At 58.0% G+C, this 25,194-nt stretch carries 21 protein-coding genes; 13 read left to right on the forward strand and 8 right to left on the reverse strand.

Annotated elements, in window-relative coordinates; translation table 11 throughout:
* Nucleotides 1–53 precede the first annotated feature (53 nt).
* From ABEB25_RS11105 to ABEB25_RS11125, 5 genes are all read left to right on the forward strand, one after another.
* Entirely contained in the window at nucleotides 54–920 is an 867-nt protein-coding gene (locus tag ABEB25_RS11105; RefSeq protein WP_345736475.1) for an alpha/beta hydrolase, read from the forward strand.
* A gap of 39 nt (nucleotides 921–959) precedes the next feature.
* Entirely contained in the window at nucleotides 960–1,838 is an 879-nt protein-coding gene (locus ABEB25_RS11110) for an SMP-30/gluconolactonase/LRE family protein (RefSeq protein ID WP_345736476.1), read from the forward strand.
* A 61-nt stretch (nucleotides 1,839–1,899) separates the two neighbouring features.
* On the forward strand, nucleotides 1,900–3,333 hold the full coding sequence (locus ABEB25_RS11115) for a neutral/alkaline non-lysosomal ceramidase N-terminal domain-containing protein (protein ID WP_345736477.1): 1,434 nt from the start codon (nucleotides 1,900–1,902) through the stop codon (nucleotides 3,331–3,333).
* A gap of 100 nt (nucleotides 3,334–3,433) precedes the next feature.
* The gene (locus ABEB25_RS11120) at nucleotides 3,434–5,119 is read left to right on the forward strand and encodes an SGNH/GDSL hydrolase family protein (RefSeq protein WP_345736478.1); all 1,686 of its coding nucleotides are present in this window, start codon (nucleotides 3,434–3,436) and stop codon (nucleotides 5,117–5,119) included.
* Nucleotides 5,120–5,176: 57 nt separating this feature from the next.
* Complete coding sequence (locus ABEB25_RS11125; protein ID WP_345736479.1) at nucleotides 5,177–6,163, forward strand: phytoene/squalene synthase family protein; 987 nt, start codon at nucleotides 5,177–5,179, stop codon at nucleotides 6,161–6,163.
* Here the strand turns inward: ABEB25_RS11125 and panD are convergent, their stop codons facing one another.
* The gene (gene panD, locus ABEB25_RS11130) at nucleotides 6,164–6,514 is read right to left on the reverse strand and encodes an aspartate 1-decarboxylase (protein WP_345736480.1); all 351 of its coding nucleotides are present in this window, start codon (nucleotides 6,512–6,514) and stop codon (nucleotides 6,164–6,166) included.
* A gap of 69 nt (nucleotides 6,515–6,583) precedes the next feature.
* On the opposite strand from panD, the gene ABEB25_RS11135 reads away from it, so the two are divergent.
* The 5 genes from ABEB25_RS11135 to ABEB25_RS11155 all read left to right on the forward strand — a co-directional run bounded on the left by ABEB25_RS11135 (nucleotide 6,584) and on the right by ABEB25_RS11155 (nucleotide 12,954).
* Nucleotides 6,584–7,897, forward strand: a complete 1,314-nt coding sequence (locus ABEB25_RS11135) for a polysaccharide deacetylase family protein (protein WP_345736481.1) — start codon at nucleotides 6,584–6,586, stop codon at nucleotides 7,895–7,897.
* A gap of 134 nt (nucleotides 7,898–8,031) precedes the next feature.
* Entirely contained in the window at nucleotides 8,032–8,277 is a 246-nt protein-coding gene (locus ABEB25_RS11140) for a hypothetical protein (protein WP_345736482.1), read from the forward strand.
* A 44-nt stretch (nucleotides 8,278–8,321) separates the two neighbouring features.
* Nucleotides 8,322–9,257 (forward strand): LysR substrate-binding domain-containing protein, encoded by a 936-nt coding sequence (locus ABEB25_RS11145; protein WP_345736483.1) that lies wholly within the window; start codon nucleotides 8,322–8,324, stop codon nucleotides 9,255–9,257.
* Between the two features lie 129 nt (nucleotides 9,258–9,386).
* Nucleotides 9,387–12,113 carry a DUF1592 domain-containing protein gene (locus tag ABEB25_RS11150; protein WP_345736484.1) on the forward strand — a complete coding sequence of 909 codons (2,727 nt, stop codon included), beginning with the start codon at nucleotides 9,387–9,389 and terminating at the stop codon, nucleotides 12,111–12,113.
* A 73-nt stretch (nucleotides 12,114–12,186) separates the two neighbouring features.
* Nucleotides 12,187–12,954: a hypothetical protein gene (locus ABEB25_RS11155; protein WP_345736485.1), complete on the forward strand. Its 768-nt coding sequence runs from the start codon at nucleotides 12,187–12,189 to the stop codon at nucleotides 12,952–12,954.
* A gap of 233 nt (nucleotides 12,955–13,187) precedes the next feature.
* Here the strand turns inward: ABEB25_RS11155 and ABEB25_RS11160 are convergent, their stop codons facing one another.
* The gene (locus ABEB25_RS11160; RefSeq protein ID WP_345736486.1) at nucleotides 13,188–14,921 is read right to left on the reverse strand and encodes an alpha/beta hydrolase-fold protein; all 1,734 of its coding nucleotides are present in this window, start codon (nucleotides 14,919–14,921) and stop codon (nucleotides 13,188–13,190) included.
* 187 nt (nucleotides 14,922–15,108) lie between these two features.
* Here ABEB25_RS11160 and ABEB25_RS11165 point away from each other — a divergent pair, with 187 nt between their 5' ends.
* Nucleotides 15,109–16,365 carry an NAD(P)/FAD-dependent oxidoreductase gene (locus tag ABEB25_RS11165; RefSeq protein WP_345736487.1) on the forward strand — a complete coding sequence of 419 codons (1,257 nt, stop codon included), beginning with the start codon at nucleotides 15,109–15,111 and terminating at the stop codon, nucleotides 16,363–16,365.
* On the opposite strand, the gene ABEB25_RS11170 is transcribed toward ABEB25_RS11165, so the two are convergent.
* The 6 genes from ABEB25_RS11170 to ABEB25_RS11195 all read right to left on the reverse strand — a co-directional run bounded on the left by ABEB25_RS11170 (nucleotide 16,341) and on the right by ABEB25_RS11195 (nucleotide 22,852).
* Nucleotides 16,341–16,748, reverse strand: a complete 408-nt coding sequence (locus ABEB25_RS11170; protein WP_345736488.1) for a hypothetical protein — start codon at nucleotides 16,746–16,748, stop codon at nucleotides 16,341–16,343. The genes ABEB25_RS11165 and ABEB25_RS11170 overlap by 25 nt on opposite strands.
* Nucleotides 16,749–16,813: 65 nt before the next feature.
* Nucleotides 16,814–18,334: a sulfatase family protein gene (locus ABEB25_RS11175; protein ID WP_345736489.1), complete on the reverse strand. Its 1,521-nt coding sequence runs from the start codon at nucleotides 18,332–18,334 to the stop codon at nucleotides 16,814–16,816.
* A 66-nt stretch (nucleotides 18,335–18,400) separates the two neighbouring features.
* Nucleotides 18,401–19,381, reverse strand: a complete 981-nt coding sequence (locus ABEB25_RS11180) for an alkaline phosphatase family protein (RefSeq protein WP_345736490.1) — start codon at nucleotides 19,379–19,381, stop codon at nucleotides 18,401–18,403.
* 80 nt (nucleotides 19,382–19,461) lie between these two features.
* The gene (locus ABEB25_RS11185; protein WP_345736491.1) at nucleotides 19,462–20,658 is read right to left on the reverse strand and encodes a glycine C-acetyltransferase; all 1,197 of its coding nucleotides are present in this window, start codon (nucleotides 20,656–20,658) and stop codon (nucleotides 19,462–19,464) included.
* A 25-nt stretch (nucleotides 20,659–20,683) separates the two neighbouring features.
* Nucleotides 20,684–21,712 (reverse strand): L-threonine 3-dehydrogenase, encoded by a 1,029-nt coding sequence (gene tdh, locus ABEB25_RS11190; protein ID WP_345736492.1) that lies wholly within the window; start codon nucleotides 21,710–21,712, stop codon nucleotides 20,684–20,686.
* A gap of 123 nt (nucleotides 21,713–21,835) precedes the next feature.
* Entirely contained in the window at nucleotides 21,836–22,852 is a 1,017-nt protein-coding gene (locus ABEB25_RS11195) for an NAD(P)H-dependent glycerol-3-phosphate dehydrogenase (RefSeq protein WP_345736493.1), read from the reverse strand.
* Nucleotides 22,853–22,981: 129 nt separating this feature from the next.
* Between ABEB25_RS11195 and ABEB25_RS11200 the strand changes: the two genes are divergently transcribed.
* Both ABEB25_RS11200 and ABEB25_RS11205 read left to right on the forward strand, forming a co-directional pair.
* Nucleotides 22,982–24,199: an AGE family epimerase/isomerase gene (locus ABEB25_RS11200; RefSeq protein WP_345736494.1), complete on the forward strand. Its 1,218-nt coding sequence runs from the start codon at nucleotides 22,982–22,984 to the stop codon at nucleotides 24,197–24,199.
* 57 nt (nucleotides 24,200–24,256) lie between these two features.
* Nucleotides 24,257–25,177 (forward strand): dihydrodipicolinate synthase family protein, encoded by a 921-nt coding sequence (locus ABEB25_RS11205; protein ID WP_345736495.1) that lies wholly within the window; start codon nucleotides 24,257–24,259, stop codon nucleotides 25,175–25,177.
* The last annotated feature ends 17 nt before the right edge of the window (nucleotides 25,178–25,194 follow it).

The raw sequence follows: 25,194 nt of genomic DNA on the forward strand, positions 1-25,194 counted from the left end.
CCGGGTTTGCAGTTGCAACAAGCGGCTTTGAGGGACGTTTGTTGAGGCTCTCTATGAAGCTCTTTGCTGCCTGTCTGTTTCTCGCCCTCAGTTTCAATCTCCATGCTGCGCCGCAGGACGACCAATACGTTCTGGGGCCTGACTCTCAGGTGCAGGCTGGGGTGCCGCAGGGCAAGGTGACCCAGATGCCCGCCTGGACAGACTCGAAGATCTTTCCAGGAACAACCCGCGACTGGTGGGTGTATGTGCCTGCCCAGTATTCCAAGGACAAGCCTGCCGCGGTGATGGTCTTTTGTGACGGAGGCGGATTTGTGAAGCCCGACGGCCAGTTCCGTGCACCGGTGGTTTTTGACAACCTCATCGCCAAAGGGGAGATGCCTGTGACGATTGGCATTTTCATTCAGCCCGGCACCTTTCCAAACAAAGACCCGAAGGTGAAGGCCCGGAGCAACCGCAGCTTTGAGTATGATTCCCTGGGGGATCTTTACGCCCGTTTCTTGCTGGAGGAGATCCTTCCCGCCGTGGCCAAGGACTACAGCCTGACCACGAATCCTGATGAGCGCGCGATCTGCGGCAACAGCAGCGGCGGCATCTGTGCCTTCACGGTGGCCTGGGAAAAGCCGGACGCCTTTCGCAAGGTGGTGAGCCACATCGGCTCCTTCACGAACATCCGCGGTGGACATGTTTACCCGGCCCTCATCCGCAAGACGGACAAGAAGCCCCTCAAGGTGTTTCTCCAGGACGGCAAGAACGATCTGGACAACCAGTTTGGCAACTGGCCCTTGGCCAATCAGGATATGGCGGCGGCGCTGAAATTTGCCGGTTATGACTACCAGTTTGTTCTGGGGGAAGGCACCCACAATGGCAAGCACGGCGCGGCCATGCTGCCAGACACGCTTCGCTGGCTGTGGAAGAAGTAAGCCTCCAGTTCTTTGTACACACTTTTTGTTATCCTTTGCATGAAATATCTCGCCTTTCTTTCTCTGGCCTTTTTGCCCCTGCTGTCCTCCGCCCAGGACACTTCCTTGCATGAATACCTCAGCGATGACCAGCCCTGGAAAGAGGCGGTCTCCGGCTACAACTTCACCGATGGCCTCTGCACAGATGCGGCTGGCAATCTCTTCTTCACGGATGTGAAGGCCGGGAAGGGGATCTACAAGCTGGATGCTGCGACGGGCAAGACGGACCTGTTTCTCGACAATCTGCCGGGTATCAGCGGTCTGCAGATCGGACCCGATGGCCGATTTTATGCCTGTCACAACCGTGAACAGCGCATCATCGCCATCACCATGAAAGGCGAGGTGGAGGTCCTGCTGACGGGCGTGAAGTGCAATGACCTCGTCGTCAGCAAAAAGGGGAATCTTTATTTTACGGAGACCCCCACTCAGCGCATCCACCTGATCACGGCGGACAAGAAGCACGTGGTGGCGGATGAAGGGCATGTGGCGAAACCCAACGGCATCACCATCTCTCCCGATGAAGCGACTCTGGTGGTCTCCGAACACGGCGGCAAGCATGTGTGGACGTGGCGCATCGAGGAAGATGGCACGCTAAGCGGCGGGGCTCCCTTCATGACCATGTGGCTGCCTGTGGGCAAAGAAACGGCGGCTGGTGATGGGGCCACCACGGAGTCTAAAGGACGCTACTTTGTGACGACTGATCTCGGCGTGCAGATCTTTGATCCGGCAGGACGGCTCGCCGGGATCATTGCCAAGCCGGTGATGGATGGCAAGATCGTCAGCGCTGAGTTTGCAGGCAAGGATCACGACATTCTGTATGTGGCTGCCGGAGACAAGATCTTTGGCCGCAAGCTGAAGGTGAGCGGTTACTTCCGTTGAGGACGGGGGCAAGCCATTGAACTTGGCGAAGGATCTGCTGGTGGGATGGCGTATTGCTGAGATGCGTCATCTCCTTGTTTGGATCGCTCTCAGCCTTGTCACGGCAGGGGCCCAGGAACCTGCCAAAAAGCTGCTGGCGGGGGCGGCCACCAGCAATATCACGCCACCGATTGGCGGAGCCATTGTTGGGGGATTTTCACCTTTTCCCTCCACCCACATTCACGATGAGCTGCATGCGCGCTGCCTCGTTTTGGACAATGGTGAAAAGCGTCTGGCCATTGTGGTGTGCGATCTCCTCGGCGGAGCGCGCCAGATGTTTGATGAGGCGGCGAGGCTGGTCCAGGCGCAGACGGGCATCCCCCGTGAGTGTGTGCTGATGTCGGCCACGCACACGCATTCCGCCTCCAGCGCCCTGAGCGAGAACCGCTATTCCCTGGACGAGCCGTTGAATGAATATCAGGCCTTTGTGGCACGCCGCATTGCCGATGGGGTGACGCGGGCCGTCAATAATCTGGTCCCTGTGAAGATTGGCTGGGCCGTGGGCCAGGAGCCGGATCAGGTCTTCAACCGACGCTGGTTCATGAAGGAGGGAACGGTGCCGCCGAATCCCTTTGGCGGCATTGATCAGGTGAAGATGAATCCCCCACGTGGACCCAATCTGGTGAAGCCCGCTGGGCCGACGGACCCCGAGGTCTGCGTGATCTCCCTGCAGACTGCCGATGGCAAGCCCCTGGCCGTGCTGGCGAACTACTCGCTTCACTATGTGGGCGATGTGGGCAATGGCCATATTTCGGCGGATTACTTCGCCGTCTTCTGTGATCGTTTGCAACAGTTGTTAGGCGCAGATCGGCAGGAGGTGCCCTTCGTTGCCATGCTGAGCAATGGCACCAGCGGCAACATCAATAACAATGACTATTCGAAACCTGCCGCCAAGGCAGGTCCTCCGTACAGCAAGATCAAAGCGGTGGCGGATGAGGTGGCCGAGGCGGCTTTTGAGGCCATGAAAGGCATCACCTACCGTGACTGGGTGCCCCTGGATTCACGTTTCAGCGAGCTGCGTCTGGATGCACGCCGGCCGACCGCAGAACAGATAGCCCGGGCTGAAGGCATCGTTGCCAAGCCCCGTGTCATCGGGGGCAAGGCTCTTCTGGACGTGGTGTATGCGGAGCGCACGCTCAAGCTCCGCGCCGTCGGACCCCACATTGATCTTCCTCTGCAGACGTTGCGCATTGGGGAGGCTGGCATCTGCGCCATCCCCTGCGAGACCTTTGTGGAAACAGGGCTTGAACTGAAATTAAAGAGTCCCTTCAAACCCTCCTTCACCCACAGCATCGCGGGCGGGTACTTTGGTTATCTGCCCACGCCGGAGCATCATCGGTTGGGCGGTTACGAAACCTGGCTGGGCACCAATCGTTTGGAAGTGGAGGCCAGCACCAAGATTACTGCCCGCCTTTTGGAGATGCTACAGAGCATGAAGGGTGCAGTTCCCCATTGAGCCTACAAGACAGAAGGGGGCGCACCCCATCTGAAGCTGTGTCTGGAGCATTGATTCTGTGATCAGTTCTGGCCACAGTCTGCGTAATTGCTTCCCCAACATGCGTGCCTTTTTGCTTTCCTGCCTGTGCCTCTTCCTGCTGCCTTTGCATGCCGCCCTGCCGGAGGCCCGGAGGATTCTCTTTCTCGGCGACAGCATCACCTATGGCGGCACCTATGTGCAGATCATTGAGGCGGCGCTGGTGGCGCAGCATCCCGGGGAACGCTATGAGATCCTGAATCTCGGGCTTTCCAGTGAGACGGTTTCCGGGCTGTCAGAGGAAGGTCACGCGGGAGGGAAGTTCCCACGGCCCGATCTTCACGAGCGTCTGGACCGCATCCTGGCCAAGACCAAGCCTGAGTTCGTCATTGCCTGCTATGGGATGAACGATGGCATCTATTACCCGCTGAGTCCGGAACGCATGAAGGCCTATCAGGAGGGCATGAAAAAGCTGCGTGAAAAAGTGGCGGCTGCAGGTGCGACCATCCTTCATCTGACTCCGCCAGTGTTTGATCCTTTGCCGATTCAGGCGCGTGTGTTGCCTGCGGGCCTGAAGGACTACCCGCAACCCTATGCGGGCTATGATGAAGTCCTGGCCGCTTATGCTCAATGGCTGCTGGAACAGCGTAACGCAGGCTGGCAGGTGCTGGATGTGCATGGTGCCATGGCGAAGGCGCTGGCTGAGGCACGCAAAAAGGATCCGGCCTTCAGCTTCTGCAAGGATGGCATCCATCCCAATGCGGACGGGCATCTGGTGATGGCCCGGCCACTGCTTGAGCATTGGGGCCTGAAAGTGACCCCGGATGGGAAGCCTGACCATGCGAGTGGCAGCGCCATTTTTGAAGCCATCCAGCGGAAGCAAAATCTGCTGAAGGATGCGTGGCTGACGGAGACCGGGCACAAGCGGCCTGGAGTGAAAGCCGGGCTGCCTCTGCCGGAAGCTGAAAAGCAGGCGGCAGAACTGGATGCCAAGGCGCGTGACCTCGCCCTGGGAAAAACGGCGGCCGGGCTACCTGGAACGGTCTCGGACTGGAACGGCTATGCCAAGCATGAATTCGTGGTGGATGGCAAGGTTGTTTCCGTCGTGGTGCCGAAAGAGGTCGCGAAAGGGAAACCCTGGGTCTGGCACGGTGAGTTCTTTGGCCACAAGCCTGCGCCTGACATTGCCTTGCTGGGCAAGGGCTACCACATCGTTTACATGAAGGTGCAGGACATGCTGGGTTCGCCACCGGCGGTGAAGCATTGGAATGCCCTGCATGAGGAGCTGACGGGCCGTTATGGATTCAGCAAAAAGCCGTCTTTAGTGGGACTGAGCCGGGGTGGCCTTTACTGCTACAACTGGGCTGCGGCGAATCCGGACAAGGTTTCCTGCATCTATGCCGACGCGCCTGTGTGTGACTTTAAGAGCTGGCCCGGTGGCAAAGGCAAAGGGAAGGGGGACCCCAAAAACTGGGCACTGGTGCTGAAGCTGTGGGGCTTTAAAGATGACGCCGAAGCGATGGCGGCCCAGGTGAATCCGGTGGACCAACTAGCTGTTCTGGCTAAAAACGGTGTGCCGCTGCTGCACGTGTATGGCGATGCTGATGATGTGGTGCCGTGGGATGAAAATACCGGTATGATTGCGGAGCGATACAAGGCACTGGGCGGCAGTATCACTCTGATCGTCAAGCCGGGGGTCGGTCATCACCCGCATGGTTTGGAGGACAGCAGCCCCATAGTGGACTTCATCGTGAAGCACACGCGCTGAGCCGTCTCTTTTTTTTGTGCTGGAGCCCGGCCCTCTGCGGGCCTATCTGAGCCGAACATGTTGGATGAATCCCATCACGAGCGCGAACTGGGAGGGCAGCTCCTGGCCTCCGTTTCACGTTCCTTTTACCTTACCCTCAAGGCTCTGCCGCGCGAGTTGCGGGAGCCTATCTCGCTGGCTTATCTGCTGGCCCGCACGGCGGATACGATCGCGGATACAGCCGCAGTGCCCGCGGAGGTGCGGCTGCGCTGTCTGAATGAGTATGAGGCGCTGGTGCAAGGCGCGGACAGTTCGGGCCACGATCTGGCGGCGACGATTCAGTCGAGCTTTGTCAGCTTGCAGGCCGACGAGGCCGAGAGGCAACTCATGCTACGGTTTGCCGATGGCCTGTCCTGGCTGGGGACCATGAAAGGGGCACCCTTGAAGGCGATTCGGGAGGTGCTGCACCACATCATCCGTGGGCAGATTCTCGACATCCAACGATTCCCTGGAGATGGGCAGGTGCGTGCGCTGGCCAATGCAGAAGAGCTGGATGAATACACCTGGCTGGTGGCCGGATGTGTGGGCGAATTTTGGACGGAGATGTGCGCGGTCGAGAAACCTGAATCGTTGGATGCTGGCGTGTCACTGGCTCAAATGAAGGCCTGGGGCGCGGACTTTGGCAAAGGCCTGCAGCTCATCAATGTGCTGCGGGACATCGGTGAAGACATGCGGGATGGCCGCTGCTACCTCCCAGGGGGATTGCAGGGGGAGGTGGCCCTGAAGACGGCGTGGGCGCATTGGCTGGGGATCTGCCGTCAGCGTTTGCGCTCCGGGCTGAGCTATGTGCAGCACGTGGCCGATGGCAAACTGAGGTATGCTACGTCCTTGCCTCTTCTGCTAGGGATCAAGACGGTGGCGCGTATGCAGGCAGCGAGCTGGGAGCAGGTGCAGCAGGGCATCAAGATCAGCCGCCTGGATGTCGCGATGATCCTGGCGGAAGCGGCCATTGCCTGCCGCAAGCCGGAGAGCCTGGAAAAGCTCTACGTCCGGCTGGGCGGGTGATCAGAGCACGGTCGTGTTCACGATTTCGTTGCGCTCGTTCATCAGCAGGCGCTTGGCCTGGATCGGCTGATCAGAAAGTCCAAAGCCCATGATGGTCACCACCTGGCCCTGATCAATCAAATGGGCGGCGGCCCCATTGACCACGATCTGGCCAGAACCACGGGGACCTGGGATGACGTAAGTTTCCAGCCGGTTGCCGCTCGTCACGCTGGTCACCAGTACTTTTTCGCCATTCCAAAGGTCCGAGGCCTCCATCAGATCTTCCGGAATGGTGATGCTGCCTTCGTAATGAATGTTGGCATCGGTGACGGTGGCGCGATGGATTTTGGATTTGAGCTGGATTCGGAGCACCGTCCAGTGTGCTTAAAGCCCGGCACGCGTCAAGGTTGCATTCCCTCCCAGGTGTATGTAGCTCTGAGGATGCGATACTTCGCGCTTACTATTTCCCTTTTCGGCCTTCTGGCATTCCCGGCCTGCAAACGCATCGAATCCAAACTGGACCGCCTGGCGCGGGCCGCCGGGATCACCCAGGAGCCCGCCCCAGCACCGGCCAAGGTGGCTGCTGAGCCTGTGCTGACTCCTGCCCAGGAGGCGATGGAGAAGAAGCTGCAGGAAAGCTCCGTCTTTGAGGCGGCCAAAGCCGAGGACCTAGTTCCGAAGGCTGAACCCTTTGAACTGAATAAATCTGCCGTGGTGTCCATCCTGGGGTATCATGACTTCCGTGAACGTGGGGGCAGCCCGATGATTATCGCCGCGACCAAGTTCCGGGAACAGATGAAGGCGATCAAAGAGTCTGGAATTCCAGTGATCCCTTTGAGTGATGTCCTGGCTTGGCGGAAGGGACTGAAGAATATTCCTGAAGAGTGTCTTGTAATCACGATGGATGATGGGTGGGAGGGCGTCTATACCTATGCCTACCCAGTACTTAAAGAGTACGGTTTTCCCTTCACAGTCTATGTTTACAAAAAGTATGTGAACATTGGTGGGCGTAGTTTGAGCTGGGATCAGATTAAAGAGATGATGAAGTTTGGCTGTGAGATTGGCAGTCACAGCGTCTCTCATGAAAGCCTGCGGGCCAAGAAGGGGCGCACAGACGCCGAGCACCTTCAGTGGGTGCTGGGAGAGCTGAAAGAATCCAAGGAGTTCCTTGAAAAGAACCTGGGTGTGCCATGCACCAGTTTCGCTTACCCCTTTGGCATCTATGACGACAGCATGGCCGAAACCGGGCTTCAGGTGGGGTATGAGACGCTGGTGACCGTGAACAGCCAGAAGGTGAACTGGGATACTCCGATGGGGAAGATTGGCCGCTTTATCATCCACGGCGAAAGCGATACCAACTTTAAGCTGGCCACCAGTTTTCGTGGCCGTGGGGATGTGACATCCAACCACTTTTTGAAGGCTGATGCCAAGGATTCGGAAGGTCAGCAACTGATCACGCTAAGTCCGGCACCCGAAGAAATCATCAAGGATCGCCGCCCCACCATTCGCGCCAGCTTGCAGCGGGTGGGGGCAGTCGTTCCTGGAAGTGTGCGCTTGCGCATCGCCGGCCTGGGGACAGTTCCCGCAGTGTATGACCCGGCCAGCATGACGGTGACTTACCGCCTGCCTTATCGCCTGCGCCGTCAGGACTGTGCGGTGACTTTGAGTTTCAAGCGGGCCGAAGGGCAACCAGATGAAGTGGTGACTTGGAGATTTAAACTGGACCTGGAAGCCAGCTATCTTCCCCAATCTTAGCCGTGGTTAGTCCCCGGAAGCTTGTGTTTTTACGAATAAGCTAGAGGGTGTAAAAAGGTCTAACCTTTGATTGACAAGGGTTTGGAATACTTAGACAGTGAAATTGTCGGTTTCATCCAACTAAATAATACCTTATGGCATCTTCTCTTCCTTCTGTAGATCAACTCACCCGCGCTCTGGAAGTCACCCGTCAGATCGAAAAGCTTCAATCTGAACTGGCTGGCATTCTGGGTGGTGACAAGGCGGTGAAGAAACTGGCCAAGGCTGAAAAGGCAACCGGCCGCAAGAAGCGCGTCATGTCTCCTGAAGCCAAGGAGAAGATCGCCGCCGCTCAGCGCCTCCGCTGGTCCAAGCAGAAGAAGGCTGACAAGAAAGCCTAGTCTGACCAAGGACTTCTTCCGAAGTCCTTCCATTTCCTTGCCTGATGAAGGCTCCAAGCGTAATGCCGCAGATCATGGATCTGCGGCATTTACGTTACTTTCAGGCAGTGGCGGAAGAATTGAGCTTCTCGCAGGCTTCCCGGCGTCTGCACATTGCCCAGCCTGCTCTTTCCAGGGCGGTGCAGGATTTGGAGAGCGAGCTGGGAACGCGGCTGATCGAGCGTGATCGCCGTACGGTGGCGCTGACACCTGCGGGGGCTGTTTTACTGCATGAGGCAGGGCTGCTGCTGGAGCGCTTTGAAGAATCCATGAGGCGCGTGCGGCGCACTGCGACCGGGGAGGAGGGGGAACTGCGTCTGGGCTACATCGGACCTCCTACACAGGGCTTTCTGGGACGCCTGCTGCATGACTATCGCGCGCGCTATCCCAAGGTATCTGTGCATCTGGAAGAGCGGACGCCGGAGCGTGTCTGGGAAATGGTGGCGAAAGGTCGGCTTTCCGTGGCCATCACCCGGCCTCTGCCTGGGCAGGGGGAGCGTTCACTGGAGACGCTGCTTTTGCGCAAGGAACCCCTGGGCATTGTGGTTCCACTGGATCATCCGCTGGCGGATCGGGAAAGTGTGACCTGGAAGATGCTGGCGCAGGAGCCTTTGATCGTGCTCGCCCGCCGGGAGGGGGTAGGTTTGCATGATGAAATTTTGGCGGCTTGTCGGGCGGCAGGTTTCACCCCGCGCATTGCCTACAGTCCTAGTTTGATGGGCACCGTACTCAGTTATGCCGAAGCCGGTGCCGGGGTCGGGATCGCGACGGACAGTGTGGCTGCGGTCTCCATGTCGCCTTCGCTGAAATATCTGAGTGTGACGCCGGAGCGAACGGTGCCGCTGGTGCTCGTGTGGAATCCGGAGGAAGATCCGCCGCCGGTGCAGGCCTTTCGTGAACTGGTGGGGGAGTGGCAGGCTGCGGGCCGTCTTTGGGAATAGGGGCGCGGAGCCGCGCAAAAAACGGCGACTTGAAGACAATTCACACTCCGGGAAATCTCCTGGCCGGATGATGCGTAATGGATATGGGTGTCTATTGATACCCTCGGTTCTTCCCCCAGACCTTTATCCATGCACTTTCCCCGTTTTATTGCTCTTTTGTTTGTTGTGCCTGCTGCAGCGCCTGCGGCGGAGGCCTTGGCCACCCGTGGTCAGGCCATGTATGATCAGAAGATCAAACCGATGCTGGAGAAATACTGCTTTGATTGCCATGCGGACGGCATGGACAAGGGCAGCTTCACCTGGGACAAGCACACCGACTACACCGCCCTGCGTGCGGACATGAAGTTCTGGGATCATGTGCGGCAGCAGATCGTCACGCACGTGATGCCACCTGAGAAAAAGGACAAGCCTAGCCTTGAGCAACGGGATGAAATGGTGGCCTGGATTGACGATGCCATCTTTTGGTTTGATCCCACCAAGCCTGACCCTGGCCATGTGACCTATCGTCGTCTCAATCGCACGGAGTATAACAATACCGTGCGAGATCTTCTTTACGTGGACAGCCGCCCGGCTCGCGAGTTTCCGCCAGATGACACTGGTTACGGTTACGACAACATTGGCGATGTCCTGAGCCTTTCCCCCATGCTGATGGAGAAGTACCTGCGTGCCTCCCGTGCGGTGGCCGAAGATGCCATGGATACCCAGACGCCTGGCCATGCCGACCTGGAGATTCAGGGCCGCAAATTCTACAAGCAAAAGGGCGACACTCGCGAGGATGGCACTCGCCGCTTTTTTTTCGCCAATGCTGAGGTGTCGCAGAAATTTGGTGCGCCAGCGGATGGCAATTACACGGTGACCCTGCATGTGGCCGCGACCGAGGCCGGTGGCGAACCTGCGAAAATCGGGATGAAACTGAATGGCAAGGATGTATCCACCTTTGATGTCACCAAGCGCTGGAAGGCGGAGAAGCCTGAGTTCCAGGAGATCACCTACACGCTGGCTCTGAAAGCAGGAGAGTCCAAGCTCTCCATCGCCTTCCTGAATGATTTCAGTGATGACAAAAACTCGGATCCAGCCAAGCGCGACCGCAATGTGGTGCTGGACAAGGTGGAGATCAAAGGGCCTAACAGCCTGCTGGCCCCCCGTGGCAGCCGTTTCCTGCGCTGGCTGCTGGACGGCAAACCCGTGGGCCTGCCTGCGATCCAGCTCACGGGTGAAGACCTGGAAAGCGGTCAGGGTAATGCCAATCGTGACACGGGCGGCATCGCCCTGGCGAGCAGTGGTTATGTCAAACATCCGCTGCAACTGACCAAGGCAGGCAAGTATCGCATCACGGTGAAAGCTGGGGCGCAGCAGGCCGGGGAGGATCCCGCCAAATTTGATGTGCGCATTGCTGGCAAAACGGTGGGAGCTTTCTCAGTCACGGCCAAGAATCAGGCCCCGCAATGGTTCAGCCTTGATACAGATCTGCCTGAAGGCAGCCATGAGATTCAGATCTGGTTCCTCAATGATTTTTATGACGAAGCCACCAAGGCTGATCGCAATCTGTGGGTGCATCAGGTGAAGCTGGAGGGTCCTGTGGATCAAGGTGGTGCTTTGGCGGCGGATGCTGTCCCTGCATTGGTGGAGAAAATGGGGACGCGACTTTTCCGCCGCCCAATGACGGCCGATGAAAAGACCAAGTGGCAGGCTTTTGCTGAGCTCGCCATCAAGGAGGGTGAGAAGCCACTCGGCGCCCTGAGTTATGTTCTTGAAGGCATGCTGGTATCTCCTTCGTTCCTCTTCCGTGGCGATCCGCAGCCTGCTGGAGCAGTGGCGGATGGATCGGCCTTGATTGATGAGTATAGTCTGGCGGCACGCCTGTCTTACTTCCTCTGGTCCGCACCCCCTGATGATGCCTTGCTGCAATTGGCTGCCAAAGGCGAACTGCGGAAAAACCTCCCAGCTCAGTTGACCCGCATGATTGGGGACTGGAAAGCGGCAGCCCTTACGGAGGATTTCGCCGGCCAGTGGTTGCAGTTGCGCGACATGGACATCGTCTCCCCCGACACCAAGCGTTTCCCTGAATGGAAAGGCGGCATCGCCTTCAGCATGAAGCGGGAGAGTCAGATGTTTTTTGACCACATCTTGCGCGAGAACCGCAGCGTCATCGACTTCCTGAATGCCGACTATACCTTTGCGGACAAGAAATTGGCCGAGTGGTATGGGATCAAGGATTTCCAGGGTGAGAAGTTTCAAAAGGTCTCCCTCCAGGGCACTCCACGCGGGGGTATCTTGACGCAGGGAAGTGTGCTCACTCTGACCTCTGGCCAGACCCGCACTTCGCCGGTGAAGCGCGGCAAGTATCTGCTGGAAAACATTCTGGGCACCCCACCACCGCCAGCCCCGGGAGGTGTGCCGCCACTGGATGAAACCAAGGTGCGCAAATCCAAGATGACGCTGCGCGAGCAGTTCGCCGAACATCGTGCCAACACCTCCTGTGCAGGCTGTCACGCCTTCCTGGATCCTATGGGTTTTGCGTTTGAGCATTACGATGCCATCGGTCGTTATCGTGAGAAGGAAAAGGATCTGCCCATTGATGCCGCAGGCACTCTGGTGCGTGGCCAGTCTTTCCAAAACATGACGGAACTGCGCACGATTCTGGCCCGTGACATGGCCGATGATTTCACCCGGAATCTGGCGGAAAACATCCTCACCTTTGCCCTGGGCCGCGGCCTGGAGCACAGTGACAAACCTGCGGTGAAGGAAATCGTGCGCCGCACCAAGGAGGGGGAATACAAATTCCATTCGCTGATCCTCGCTGTCGTGGAAAGTGTGCCTTTCCAAAAGATGCGTGTGGGTGCCGAGGCGGAGTGACCGTTGCGCTGCCGCCCCATCCTCGCTATGCATGCTGTTCAGGAGGCTGTCTCTCCTGAGCAAACTTCCTTTCATGTCTGATACCCCCGCTTCCACCACTCAGGGCCGCGTCATTCGCGCTGCTCTCATCATCTTCCCCTTTGGCACGGTCATTCTGGGCATTGCCTCCTTTGGCATCTGGTGGACAAAAAAAGTGAAGGTGGAGGAGCGCGGCTACAAGTACGCCCTGGCCCTGCGACGCGATCTGACCGAAGCCGGCCTGCAGCGGCATGTGGACATCCTCAAGGATGTCATGGCTCAGCCGGACTCCCAGAAGATCCCTGCTGTGGCAGCTTATCTGGAGTCCAGCATGGGGGCTGAAAACATGGGCTACCAGGTGCGCCGGGTGCGCTTCCAGAAAGAGTCCCTAGAACTCGCCAATGTGGATGTGGAACTGACGGGCAAGACACGCTTCCGTGAGGTGGTGCTTTTGCTGGTGCCGTATGGCGATCCGGCCCGTCTCAACGCCGAAGTCCATTCCATCGCTTTGCTGATGTCACTGGCCCATGCCATCACGGGTGAGGCAGGTTCGCAGACTCTGCGTCTGGCTGTGGTGCCGGTGGGGGCTGAGAAGGGGGCTATCGAACGTTTTGTCTCTGCTGCCCGTGGTAAGGATGAGCGCTTCATGCAGGTGCTGGTGGCCGGGGCTCCTTCTGAGGGAACCATGAAGGCCCTCAACGAAGCTTTTCGTGTGCAGGAAACCGGCACCGTCATTACCGCCCTGCCTGAAACGGTGGACACACCTACCACACTGGCCGCAGCGCAGGCGCTGAAGGGCCGGTTGTTGAAAGCGGTGGAGTAGGGTGGCGGGGTCTCGGGGATCGAAGACTCGAAGCGTTGTTTTTGGGAAAAGAGCAGCCTTTGCAGACGGACTTTCTGCGTGCTGCGCCCCCCTCACCTGGGCCTCGTCCCCCAATTCTTGGGGGAGAGGGAATGCTCTTTTGGAAGTTCTGGATGAGACATCGAACGAGGTGTGAATCGCCCCGAAATTCATCCTGCACAGGCGGGCTACATCCTTTTTTAACTGCTTAGCGCCTACAGCTTGGGCGGCGCTGGTTTGATGGGGGCCTGCTGACCACTGACGACACCGTGGACTTTCGTCGGGCGTTTGTAGATGGAGTCACCGCAGGCAATGAAGAGCTCGCTCAAATCCTTGCCGCCAAAACAGACATCGTGGGCGGGCTTCGGTGTCGGGATGATGAAGTTCACCCGGCCAGCCTGATCACAGACCTGGATGCCGAGGGAGGTGGCCACGTAGAGACGGCCTTCGGTGTCCACGCAGAGGCTTTGGGGATTAACTACTGCTTCGGAATCAAGCTGCAGCATACAATACGGCTGACGCTGATTCAGAGAGCCGTTCGTTCCATATTGCCATGCGATAATTTCGGCTCCTTGCTGGGCCTGATAAATAGTGGTTTGATCTGGTGATATCGTGATTTTGCCACCATATTCAGATAAGCCTGGAAGGTGTTCTGTTGCTGGCCAATTGCCCACGAGGCCACCAGCCCGAGCAATACTCAATACGGAGTTAAATGCCACCGCTAATGTATCTTTCGAAATGAATTTTACATCGTGCCTTTGACCCGCTCTATCGATTTTGAAGACGGTGTCTTTGGTAGCCTTCATGCTGCACAACACGTAAAGACAGTTATCCTTTCCAAAGGCGATATCGTGCAGGGCGAACGGAGAAAAGGATTCTCCAAAACGCCTGGGATTGTCGCCAGACGAATGCCTTGTCAAGAATAGGGCATGATGAGTGGAATTCTCTTCAAGCCAAACAACATCGCCGTTGCTGTCAGATGTAATTACAGAGGCATATGAGCATGATTCTTTGGCAGCCACCCATTTCTCATCTTCCACCACCTCATACCCCTTCCACTTCGATTCTCCCTTGGGGTTAGCTTTCACTTCGATGTCGGTCTGCCAGTCGCGCCAGAGCCAGCGGAGGACATCGGGGAAGATCTGACTGGCATGCTTTTGGTTATGCCCGCCTTCGCCCCAGGCGTGGTTGACGTCGTAACCGGCCCAGGCGAGGCTGCGTTCCATCATCTGATTGGCCATCCACCAGTCGCCGCAGTAGAGGTTGTTGTCGCCAGTGCCGCTTTGCAGATAGATGCGCAGGGGTTTGGGTTCGATTTTGCGGACGAGCACGGGGAGCTGATCCGCCCCATGGATGCCGACATAGGTGCCGACCCCGGTGAAGACGCGGCGGAAGCGGTCGGGCCGATGCCAGGCGACCATGAAGGCGCAGATGCCGCCGCTGCTATTGCCTGAAATGGCAGCGTGATTGGGATCCTGGCTCAGAGAAATGGCATGCTTTTTTTCGATCGCCGGGAGGAATTCTTCGATGAGGAATTTCGAATACGTGGGCGTGATGCTGTCATACTCGTAGCTGCGGTTGAAGCGGGGCAGGGCATTGTCATTTGCAGCCGGGACGACGCCGGGTTTGATGAAGATGCCGACGAGGGAGGGGATGTCCTTTTTGGCGATGAGGTTATCGAACACCACGGGGGCTTGGTAGATGACACCGTCCTGAAAGACCATGAAGTGGGCAGGCTGGGCCTTATCAAAGCCGGCAGGCAGGTAGATCTGGTATTCCCGCACGGTGCCTGGGAAGACACTGCTTTCAGAGGCGGTGTAGCTGTCCTTGATCAGCGTGCCCTTGGCCACGTCGGCCTGCGGTTTTGAATCCGCCGTCAGGGGAAATTCGGGCTCGGCGGCTGTGATGCTGACCGTGAAAGCACAAAAAAGCAGAGAAAGGAACTTCATGAAAATGAGACTCTGAGAGACGAACGTCACGATGACAAGCTTTCTGCCAATGGATTGGGGCCTATCACAGTTTCGGTATGCGTGACTTATCGCATTAAAGCATGATGGTGATGCGTTAATGGAATCATAGTTGCATGATTTGCAGGCGTAATGATTGGTGAACCTCAACTGGAAGCAGACTTTTTTCATGAATTCCCAATACGACGTCCTGATCATCGGTGGTGGCCCTGCTGGAGCCAGCGTGGCCACGATTTTGGCTGAGCATGGTCATCGGGCTTTGGTTATCGAGCGTGCCAAATTTCCCCGCTACCACGTGGGCGAGTCCTTGATCCCTTTTACCTTTGGCCCCTTGGAGCGGCTGGGCATGATCCCGAAAATGAAGAAGAGCCACTTCATGAAGAAGTACAGCGTCAGCTTCGTGCAGCCGGATGGCCGTCGCTCGCAGCCCTTTTATTTTCACACTCGTTACGACAAGGAAACCATCGCCCAGACCTGGCAGGTGCTGCGTTCTGAGTTCGATGAAATGCTGCTGAACAATGCCCGCGACAAGGGAGCCCACGTGAGAGAAGAAACCACGGTGGTTCAGCTGTTGAAAAACGACAGCGGTCATGTCGTTGGCGTGGAGGTCAAAAACAAGGACGGCAGTCTGGAACAGTTGTATGCCAAGTTGGTCATTGATGCCTCTGGCAAAGAAGCCTTTGCCTCCAGCCGCCAGGGCTGGCGTGTGGGCGATCCTTACCTGAACAAGGTGGCCATTTGGACCTATTACAAGGGATCCAAACGTGCGGAGGACCTGGATGAAGGGGCCACCACCATTGCCTTTGTACCTGACAAGGGCTGGTTCTGGCACATCCCACAGCATAATGACATGGTGAGTGTGGGCATCGTGGCAGAGGGCAAGTATCTAACTCGCGATGGCTTCCGCGATCCGGAGGCGATGTTCCAGCGTGAGATCGGGCAAAACCAGTGGATCAAAGAGCATCTTTCCACGGGGGAATGCACCGGGGAATATTGGCTGACGAGCGAGTACTCCCGTCATTCCAAATATGGATCTTCACCAGGACTGCTCTTGGTGGGCGATGCCTTCGCTTTCCTGGATCCTGTCTTCAGCAGCGGGGTGATGCTGGCGCTGAAAAGTGGGGTGCTTGCAGGCGATGCCGTGCATGAAGCCCTGGTGGCCAATGATTTGTCACCGGAACGTTTTGCCGACTATGGCCGGCAGATCCGTGAGGGCGTGGAAAACATGCGCAAGCTGGTCTATGCCTTTTACGATCCTAACTTCTCCTTCAAGGATGTGGTGATGAAGTATCCTGAGGCGGGAGCCGAGCTGACTGACTGTCTATCAGGTGACTTGAACAAGGACTACACCCCGCTTTGGAACCGCATCCGCGAGTTTGTAAAGCTGCCTGAAGACCTGCCTTACGGGCTGCCTTTGGCGGCCTGAGCTTGAGTTTTCTTGACGATGTAAACGATGGCCAGAAAAGCCACGATGGCTGCCAGGCCGATCAGGTTTTCCTGCCAGGAAGGCGGGAAAATGAGCACGAAACCCGCGTCCTTCACCAAGGCCGCGAAACTGCTGACGCAAAAAGGCATCAGGAAGAGACGAAAGGTTACCCAGGGATCCATGCGGGTCTTTTGACCACCTGCTGGCCGGGTGCTGATGATGAGGGCCGCACCGATGATGCCACTGAGACCCAGGGAGGTGAGCCAAATGCGCGGGCGCGAATCAAAGTGGCCGATGACATTGACCGTGTACCAGATGGCATAACACCACAGGATGACTCGCCCTGTGGAGAGGTCGCGCAGATAATGAAGGAGTCGGGTCATCAATGACGGATGCAGCATGACAAAGGCCATGCCGTCAAATCACAACTGAAGACTAGCTGCTCCGATCAAGGCCGTGTCCGTCCGGCTTCGCGAGCTTGGCGCAGAAAGTCGCCGAACTCCTGGACCTTCTCAGGGAGCTTTTCAGCGAGGTTGTTTTGTTCGGCGGGATCCTGGCTCAGGTCATAGAGCTGGACCTGGTTGCCGCCGCTGTCTTTTTTGGCGGCTGCTTTGCCGTAGCCGCCTTTGCCTGCCTCCATGAATTTCCAGTTTCCGTGGCGCAGTGTCAGCGGTGTTTTGGTGCCCCCGACGTGGAAGATGGCGTGCTCACGGGCGGCCTGGCTTTCACCCAGCAGGGCGGGGAGGACATTGAAGCTGTCTGGGGCGGCGTCAGCAGGCAGGCTGATGCCTGTCAGGCTGGCCAGCGTGGAGGGCATGTCCACATGGGCGATGAGGGCTTTGTTCTCGCTGCCAGCCTTGATTTTACCCGGCCAGCGGGCAATGAAGGGCACGCGATGGCCGCCTTCAAAGAGGGTGCCTTTGGTGCCGCGCAGGGCTCCGTTCAGGGCATGGACATCGGCGGGGCCGTGATCTTCATAACCGTCATCCCAGACACCGCCATTGTCGCTGGTGAAGATGACGAGAGTATTGTCGGCGATGCCGCGTTTTTCCAAAGCGGCCAGGACCTGGGAAACGGTGTCGTCCAATTCGTGGATGGCGTCGCCACGGGCACCCAGAGTGCTGCTGCCAACGAATCGTTCGTTAGGCACACGAGGTACGTGAATGCCATGAGTGGCAAAGAACAGAAAGAAGGGTTTTTCAGTGCTCTCTTCGATGAATTTGACGGCCTGTTTGGCGAAGGTGTCGGCCATGTCCTCATCGCGCCAGCGTGCGGCCTTGCCTCCGGTCATCCAGCCGATGCGGCCCACGCCGTTCACGATGGTCATGTCGTGCCCGTGAGTATGTTTCAGCTTCAGCAGGTCCGGGTTTTCCTGGCCTGTCGGCTCGGTGCCGACTTTGGCTTTGTAGCTGACGCTGATAGGATCGGCTGGATCCAGGCCGACGATGCGGCGCTGGTCCACATACACGGTGGGCACACGGTCGCCGGTGGCGGCCATGATGAAGGAGGAGTCAAAACCCAGGTCGAGAGGGCTGGGTTTGATGTCGCCGTTCCAGTTCGGCCCGCCTTCACCGCCCAGTCCCAGATGCCATTTGCCGACGATGCCGGTGCGATACCCTGCCTGTTTCATGAGGGAGGCCACGGTGACAGTTCCTGGCTCGATGGTGATGGCGGCGTCTCCAGGGGCGATGCTGGATCCTGGCTGCTGCCGCCAGGAGTAGGTGCCTGTCAGAAAGGCCCGGCGTGTGGGGGTGCAGGTGGCGGCGGGTGAGTGGGCATCAGTAAAGCGGCAGCCCTGCGCGGCCAGTTTGTCCAGCGTTGGCGTCTTCACCAGCTTGGCTCCATAACAGCCGAGATCCCCATAGCCGACGTCATCGGCCATGATGAACAGGATGTTAGGCTTGCTGGGTTCAGCCGCCACAGCACTCAGGCAGGCCAGGGCAAGGATGGGAAGAATTCGGCGAATCATGGAGCGTGATAAACGCAGGGATGTGCCCGAAATATCGCGCGAGAAAAGATTTAGCCTTTGGGCAACTCAGGGCTCGGTTGGGAGCGGGGTGGAGATTTTCAGGTGATCGTAAATCAGTGGGACGATCGCTGTCTGCGGGACTGGCGTATTGAGCAGCCTGTCTTTGGGCAGCTCCTTACCGTGGGCGATGAGCCAGATCTTTCTCTCTTCATCGGTGTCGCCGCCATGCTTGGTGCCGGTGCCGCCATGATCTGTGGTGATGATCACCAGCCAGTCTTCTTCGTTGAATTGTGGCCTCGCACGCATGGCCTCAAGGAGGCTGCCGATGTGGGTATCCACAGCCGAGATGGCCTTCAGGTACCATTCATTGTCTGGCGAAAAGCTTCCACGTTTGTCACTGGCGGCATGGCCCACTTCATCCACCTGGCCAAAGTACACAAACATCACGTCGGGGTTCTGGGTGCGCAGCGTTTGCAGCGCCTGATCGCGCATGGATTCATCATGGGCCACGTACTGTTCGGCATGGGATTCCAGGGTGAACTTGACGTCCAAAAACTCTTGCCCATTCACGCGGGAGCCATCGGCGATCATGTCATGAATGGGTTTCCAGTCAGCAAAGGAGGCGCACCAGGAGGTGGGCTTCACATTCTTGATGTGGCGCATGAAATGCCCGTGGGCTTGAAAGCGTGCACCGAAGAAACGGTTGTCTTTGACGCGGTGCTTGTCCATCCACACACCGGTCAGCAGGCTGGACCAGCCTGGACCGCTGACGGTGGGCTGGTGGGTGACCTCTCCCAGTTCGCCGCCTGCGTAAACCTGCCTGCTGTGCAGACCTTGAGGATCGGCGGCCAGGGCCTTGAGGTGAGGTGCGAGGCCTTTCTCCATGGCCGCTGCGATGGCATCCGCGCGGCAGCCGTCCATGCCAATGAACAGGACCCTGCGGCCTTCAAAGTCACTGTCCTTTCCGGGGCCATGGGCCAGGAGCTGAGGGCCTGACGAAAAGAGGGTTAGGATGCAAAGGAGGGAGCGAGCAGGCTTCGTATTCATGCCGGATAGGTGGCTGAGAAATCGTCGGACAAACGGTGTTTGATGCAAACAAACGTCAGGAAACAGGACGGCGTCTGCTTTTACAGACCCAGTTCTTTCTTCACTTCGACAAACGCTTGCACGGCCCGCTCCAGTTCCTCCCTCGTATGGGCTGCACTGATCTGGGTGCGGATGCGTGCCTTTCCCTGAGGCACGACCGGGTAGCTGAAGCCGATGACATAGACACCCCGCGCGAGCATGGCTTCGGCGAATTTGGATGCCAGTGAAGCATCCCCGAGCATGATGGGGACGATGGGATGCTCCCCCGGCAGGAGGTTGAATCCAGCCACCGTCATTTCCTGCCGGAAAAAGCGGGTGTTGGCTTCCAGTGTGTCGCGAAGCTGGGTGGATTTTTTGAGCAAGTCCAGCGCAGCGATGGAGGCCCCGGCGATGGTGGGGGCGAGGGTATTAGAAAAGAGGTAGGGCCGTGACCGCTGGCGCAGCCATTCGATGATCTCTTTGCGGCCGCTGGTGTAACCGCCGCTGGCACCTCCCAGGGCCTTGCCCAGGGTGCCTGTCAGAATATCCACCCGGCCCATGACATCGCAGTGTTCATGGGTGCCGCGTCCCTGCTTGCCCATGAATCCGACGGCGTGGGAATCATCCACCATGACGAGGGCTCCGTATTGGTCGGCTAGGTCGCAGATGGCCTTCAGATTGGCGATGTATCCATCCATGGAAAACACACCATCTGTGGCGATGAGCTTAAAACGCGCACCTTTGGCGCTGGCTTCTTGGAGCTGGGTTTCCAGATCGGTCATGTCATTGTTTTTGTAACGGTAGCGCTGGGCTTTGCAGAGGCGGATGCCGTCAATGATGGAGGCGTGGTTCAGTTCATCGCTGATGATGGCGTCCTCGGGGCCTAACAAGGTTTCAAACAAACCGCCATTGGCATCAAAGCATGAGCTGTAGAGGATGGTGTCCTCCGTTCCCAGGAAATCGCTCAGGCTGGCTTCCAGTTCCTTGTGTACGCTTTGCGTGCCGCAGATGAAGCGCACGCTGGCCAGGCCATAGCCCCAGTGTTCCAGGGCTTCATGGGCGGCTTGACGTACCTTGCTGTGCTGGGCCAGGCCGAGGTAGTTGTTGGCACAGAGATTGATGACGGGCTTGCCACCATTGGCGCGGACAAGCGTGCCTTGGGGCGTCGTCAGCGTGCGTTCACGCTTGTAGGTGCCAGCTTCGCGGACGGCCTCCAACTGAGTGGCGAGATGAGCTTGGAAAGAGGAATAGGCTTTCATAAAAGCAGGGGAAGGGGAGATCAACTCAGGTGGTCCAGTCCAGGACCACTTTGCCACAGTGGCCGGACTCCATGGCGGCAAAGCCTTGTTCAAAGTCGGTATAGTGGAAACGGTGGGTGATGACAGGTTTCAAATTCAATCCGCACTCCAGCATGACGCTCATCTGGTACCAGGTTTCGTACATCTCACGTCCGTAGATTCCCTTGAGGGTCAGCATGTTGAAGATGACCTTGTTCCAATCAATGGCCATGGGACCGGAGGGGATGCCCAGCATGGCGATCTTGCCGCCGTGGCACATGTTATCAATCATGCTGTGAAAGGCGGAGGCATTGCCGCTCATTTCCAGACCGACATCGAAGCCTTCCTTCATGCCGAGTTGTTTTTGCACATCGGCCAGGTTTTGCGTCTGCACATTCACGGCCAAAGTTGCGCCCATCTGGCGTGCGAGGTCCAGGCGGTACTCGTTGACATCGGTGATGACGACGTGGCGTGCGCCTGCATGCTTGACCACGGGGATGGCCATGATGCCGATAGGTCCCGCGCCGGTGATCAGTACATCTTCACCCAGGCATTCAAAGGCCAAGGCCGTGTGCACTGCATTGCCAAAGGGATCGAAAATGGAGGCCACCTCTTCATCCACGCCTTCACGATGATGCCAGACATTCGTCATCGGCACGCTGATGTACTCGGCAAAGGCTCCTGTGCGGTTGACGCCGATGCCCACGGTGTCCTTGCACAGATGGCGACGGCCAGCCAGGCAATTGCGACAGCGGCCGCAGACCACATGCCCTTCGGCGCTGACGATTTCGCCAGGGTGAAAGTCGCTGACGTTCGCGCCTACACTTACCACTTCGCCCACAAACTCATGACCCACCACCATCGGCACCGGAATGGTTTTCTGAGCCCAGGCATCCCATTTATAAATGTGCAGATCCGTGCCGCAGATGCCCGTTTTGCGGACTTTGATCAGGACATCGTTGATGCCGACTTCGGGTTCCGGGACATCCTGCAGCCAGAGGCCGCGTTCCGCGTGAGCTTTGACGAGCGCTTTCATGTGTGGCGGTATATTGGACGTAAATCCGGTAAAATGGCAAGAGGAATTATTCCATGATGAAGGATTCGTTTCCTTTATATTGTCATTGGGGGCGTGAAGGCAACAGGGTCTTCTACGGCCCTATTACTCAGTTTCCGCCCGTGGATCGCGGGAAAGGAGGGCGCGCATGGCTTCTTTGGCCGGTTTGGCCTCATAGAGCATGGCATAGATCTCATCCAGCAAAGGAGTGCGCACGCCTTTGGCCTTGGCGGCTCCATGCAGGCTGGCGGTGTTGGGCACGCCCTCTGCCACCATGCGGGTGCTGGACATGATTTCCTGGAGGGGCATGCCTTCACCGATGAGACGGCCCACCCGGTGATTGCGGCTATGCTCGGAGTAGCAGGTGGCCATCAGGTCGCCCACGCCGCCCAGTCCCATGAAGGACTCTGCCCGGCCCCCCATGGCCACGCCCATGCGCACCATTTCAGCCAGGGCCCGGGTGACCAAAGCGGCGATGGCATTGTCTCCCAGCTTCAATCCCAGCGCGATGCCGGCTGCGATGGCATAGGGGTTTTTCATCGCGCCCGCCCATTCCACGCCGGTCACATCATCGCTGGTGTAGGTGCGGAACCAGGGCAGGGTGAAGCAGGCCTGCACGTCGAGTGCGACGGTTTCTTTTTCACAGGCGACCACGGCGGCGGTGGCCATGCGCTGGGACACTTCCTCCGCATGATTGGGGCCCGTGAGCACGGCCAGAGGTGTCTGGGTAAAAGATTCCGCAAGGATCTGCGTCAGGCGTTTGCCGCTGTTCAGCTCGATGCCCTTGGCGCAGGAGATGATCACTTGGGCATCTTTGACGGCTGGCAGGGCGGCCATGCTGTGAGCCGTTTCGCGAACGGCCTTGGAAGGGACGACAAACACCACCAAATCCGCAGGACGCAGGTCCTCCATCCGGGCGGTCGCTTGGATGCTCTCTGGCAAAACGAGGCCCGGCAGGTAGCGCGAGTTTCTGCGCGTGCTCTGGATCTCTTCCATCAGGGCGGGATCACGTCCCCAGAACTGCACTTGCAGGCCACGTTCTGCCAGGACGGCGGTGAGCGCCGTCCCCCAGCTTCCGGCTCCGATGACGAGGGCATTTGAATAGGGCAGGGCAGAGGACATGTCGGGTGAATCGAAGCTATCAAAGAGCAGTCCCGGCCCGACCGCTAGTGTCATCTGCAACGATGTTCTCAGATAAAACAGCCGTTTCCCTCAGGACTTTGGCTGGCCTGCGTTATCCTTTCTCATTCCATGAATCTCCTCACGCATCCAGAAGGCCGCCGCGAACTGGCCACCTTTTATCAAGACACCTTGCTCCGCGATGTGATGCCCTTTTGGCTCAGGCACGGCATGGATGCAGAGCATGATGGCATCATGACGGCGCTGGATCGTGATGGCAGCCTGCTGGACACGGACAAAAGCATCTGGTTTCAGGGACGGGCGGGCTGGATGTTTTCCACCCTGTTTAATACGGTGACGCAGGACCGCGCCTACTTTGATGCGGCAGGCTCCTGCCTGGCCTTTTTGGAAAAGCACGGCTATGCCACGGACGGAAAGCTTTTTTTCACCGTCACCCGCGAGGGCAAGCCGCTGCGCATGCGCCGTTACGCTTACAGCGAGGCCTTTGCCAGCATCGCCCATGCGGCCTACTTCAAGGCCAGCGGCGATGTTCATTATGCGGAGTCGGCGGTGCGTGATTTCTCCTTCTATCTGCGCCATTCCTTTGAGCCGGGCTACATGATGCCCAAGGTGGACTCGAACACGCGCCCGATGGTGGGCATTGGCGCGCTTATGATTGGCATCGTCACGGCCCAGGAACTGCGGACCAACCTGGGGCACAAGGATGTGGCCGGGCGCAGTCTGACGGAGTGGATTGACCTCTTCATCCTGGACATCCAGCGCCTATTTTACAAACCGGAACTGGAGGTGCTGCTTGAGACGGTCGCCCCTGATGGCAGCATTCTGGATCACCTGGATGGGCGCATTCTCAATCCGGGCCATGCCATTGAGTGTGCCTGGTTCATCCTTCATGAAGGCCGCCTGCGGGGTGAAAAGAGTTACATTCAGTTAGGCCTGGGCATTCTAGATTGCATGTGGAAACGCGGCTGGGATGAGGGGATGGGCGGTCTGTTCTATTACCGTGACATCCATGACAAGCCTGTGCAGGAGTACTGGCATGACATGAAGTTCTGGTGGCCGCACAATGAAGCCATCATTGCCACGCTGCTGGCCTATGAGGTGAGCGGGGATGCCAAGTATGCGGCGATGCACCAGCAGGTGCACGACTGGAGCTTTGCCCATTTTGCCGATCCTGAATACGGAGAGTGGTATGGCTACCTGCACCGCGATGGCAGCGTGTCTCAGAGGGCGAAGGGAAACATGTTTAAGGGCCCCTTCCACCTGCCGAGGATGCTCTGGTATTGCTCTCAGATCTTACAGGAGTCCAAGGAGCCTCCAACCCATTCCTAAAAAGGACAGGTGATCGGGGGAGTTATCGCGAGCCCATTGGGCGTTATATTACTCGTCATGCTCTCCCATCCCATTGCCGGTCTTGTCGCAGCGACGCATACCCCGTTTCATCAGGACGGTTCTCTGAACCTGTCCATCGTTGAAAAACAGGCGGCCCACCTTCTGCATACTGGAGTGGCCAGGGCGTTCATCGGCGGCACCACCGGTGAAAGCCATTCGCTGAGTTTGGCGGAACGGCAGGCGCTGACCGAACGCTGGATGGAAGTCACGAAAGGCACGTCTCTGAAAGTCGTGGTGCATGTAGGCGCGAACTGCCTGGGCGATGTGGCCGCGCTGGCTGCCCAGGCGCAGGCGCTCGGGGCCGATGCCATCAGCGCGCTGGCTCCCAGTTACTTCAAGCCGCGCAGTGTGGAGTCGCTGGTGGACTGCTGTGCGCAGATCACCGCCGCAGCACCGGAACTGCCGTTTTTCCTGTATGACATTCCCTCGTTCACAGGCATTTCACTTTCGATGCCTGAGTTTCTGAGCCTGGGGAAAGAGCGGCTGCCCACCTTGGCCGGCATCAAGTTTACCAATCCGGATGGCATGATGTTCCAGCAGTGCCTCTATCATACGGAGAAGGCGTTTTCCATTTTGTGGGGAACGGATGAATGCCTTTTGGCTGGCTTGGCCCTCGGTGCCACGGGCGCTGTGGGCAGCACCTACAATTTTGCCGCGCCGATTTATCAGAGAATCATCCGCGCCTTTGCCGAAAAGGATTTTGAGACGGCTCGTGCGGAGCAAAAGCGGTCGGTCGAACTGGTCGCCCGGCTGGCTTCCGTGGGCTACATGGGGGCCGCCAAGGCCGTGATGAAAATCCTCGGGGTGGATGTCGGCCCGGCCCGACTGCCCCACTCGAATCTCGATGCGGCCCAGGAAAAGGCTTTGTCTGCCGATCTGGACGGGATGGGGCTGCTGAGCGCCGAGTTTAAGCTGTAGCCGCCCGTTTTTTCAAT

It is taken from the genome of Prosthecobacter algae (assembly GCF_039542385.1).
GTDB classification, from domain to species: Bacteria; Verrucomicrobiota; Verrucomicrobiia; order Verrucomicrobiales; family Verrucomicrobiaceae; genus Prosthecobacter; species Prosthecobacter algae.

What these genes read in the sequence shown, in the direction of transcription:
- ABEB25_RS11175 (WP_345736489.1), bottom strand. Translation starts at nt 18,334, where the DNA reads ATGATTCGCCGAATTCTTCCCATCCTTGCCCTGGCCTGCCTGAGTGCT.
- ABEB25_RS11150 (WP_345736484.1), top strand. Translation starts at nt 9,387, where the DNA reads ATGCACTTTCCCCGTTTTATTGCTCTTTTGTTTGTTGTGCCTGCTGCA.
- ABEB25_RS11140 (WP_345736482.1), top strand. Translation starts at nt 8,032, where the DNA reads ATGGCATCTTCTCTTCCTTCTGTAGATCAACTCACCCGCGCTCTGGAA.
- ABEB25_RS11160 (WP_345736486.1), bottom strand. Translation starts at nt 14,921, where the DNA reads ATGAAGTTCCTTTCTCTGCTTTTTTGTGCTTTCACGGTCAGCATCACA.
- ABEB25_RS11170 (WP_345736488.1), bottom strand. Translation starts at nt 16,748, where the DNA reads ATGACCCGACTCCTTCATTATCTGCGCGACCTCTCCACAGGGCGAGTC.
- ABEB25_RS11185 (WP_345736491.1), bottom strand. Translation starts at nt 20,658, where the DNA reads ATGAAAGCCTATTCCTCTTTCCAAGCTCATCTCGCCACTCAGTTGGAG.
- ABEB25_RS11115 (WP_345736477.1), top strand. Translation starts at nt 1,900, where the DNA reads ATGCGTCATCTCCTTGTTTGGATCGCTCTCAGCCTTGTCACGGCAGGG.
- ABEB25_RS11110 (WP_345736476.1), top strand. Translation starts at nt 960, where the DNA reads ATGAAATATCTCGCCTTTCTTTCTCTGGCCTTTTTGCCCCTGCTGTCC.
- ABEB25_RS11145 (WP_345736483.1), top strand. Translation starts at nt 8,322, where the DNA reads ATGAAGGCTCCAAGCGTAATGCCGCAGATCATGGATCTGCGGCATTTA.
- ABEB25_RS11155 (WP_345736485.1), top strand. Translation starts at nt 12,187, where the DNA reads ATGTCTGATACCCCCGCTTCCACCACTCAGGGCCGCGTCATTCGCGCT.
- ABEB25_RS11165 (WP_345736487.1), top strand. Translation starts at nt 15,109, where the DNA reads ATGAATTCCCAATACGACGTCCTGATCATCGGTGGTGGCCCTGCTGGA.
- tdh (WP_345736492.1), bottom strand. Translation starts at nt 21,712, where the DNA reads ATGAAAGCGCTCGTCAAAGCTCACGCGGAACGCGGCCTCTGGCTGCAG.
- ABEB25_RS11195 (WP_345736493.1), bottom strand. Translation starts at nt 22,852, where the DNA reads ATGTCCTCTGCCCTGCCCTATTCAAATGCCCTCGTCATCGGAGCCGGA.
- ABEB25_RS11180 (WP_345736490.1), bottom strand. Translation starts at nt 19,381, where the DNA reads ATGAATACGAAGCCTGCTCGCTCCCTCCTTTGCATCCTAACCCTCTTT.
- ABEB25_RS11200 (WP_345736494.1), top strand. Translation starts at nt 22,982, where the DNA reads ATGAATCTCCTCACGCATCCAGAAGGCCGCCGCGAACTGGCCACCTTT.
- ABEB25_RS11205 (WP_345736495.1), top strand. Translation starts at nt 24,257, where the DNA reads ATGCTCTCCCATCCCATTGCCGGTCTTGTCGCAGCGACGCATACCCCG.
- ABEB25_RS11120 (WP_345736478.1), top strand. Translation starts at nt 3,434, where the DNA reads ATGCGTGCCTTTTTGCTTTCCTGCCTGTGCCTCTTCCTGCTGCCTTTG.
- ABEB25_RS11125 (WP_345736479.1), top strand. Translation starts at nt 5,177, where the DNA reads ATGTTGGATGAATCCCATCACGAGCGCGAACTGGGAGGGCAGCTCCTG.
- ABEB25_RS11135 (WP_345736481.1), top strand. Translation starts at nt 6,584, where the DNA reads ATGCGATACTTCGCGCTTACTATTTCCCTTTTCGGCCTTCTGGCATTC.
- ABEB25_RS11105 (WP_345736475.1), top strand. Translation starts at nt 54, where the DNA reads ATGAAGCTCTTTGCTGCCTGTCTGTTTCTCGCCCTCAGTTTCAATCTC.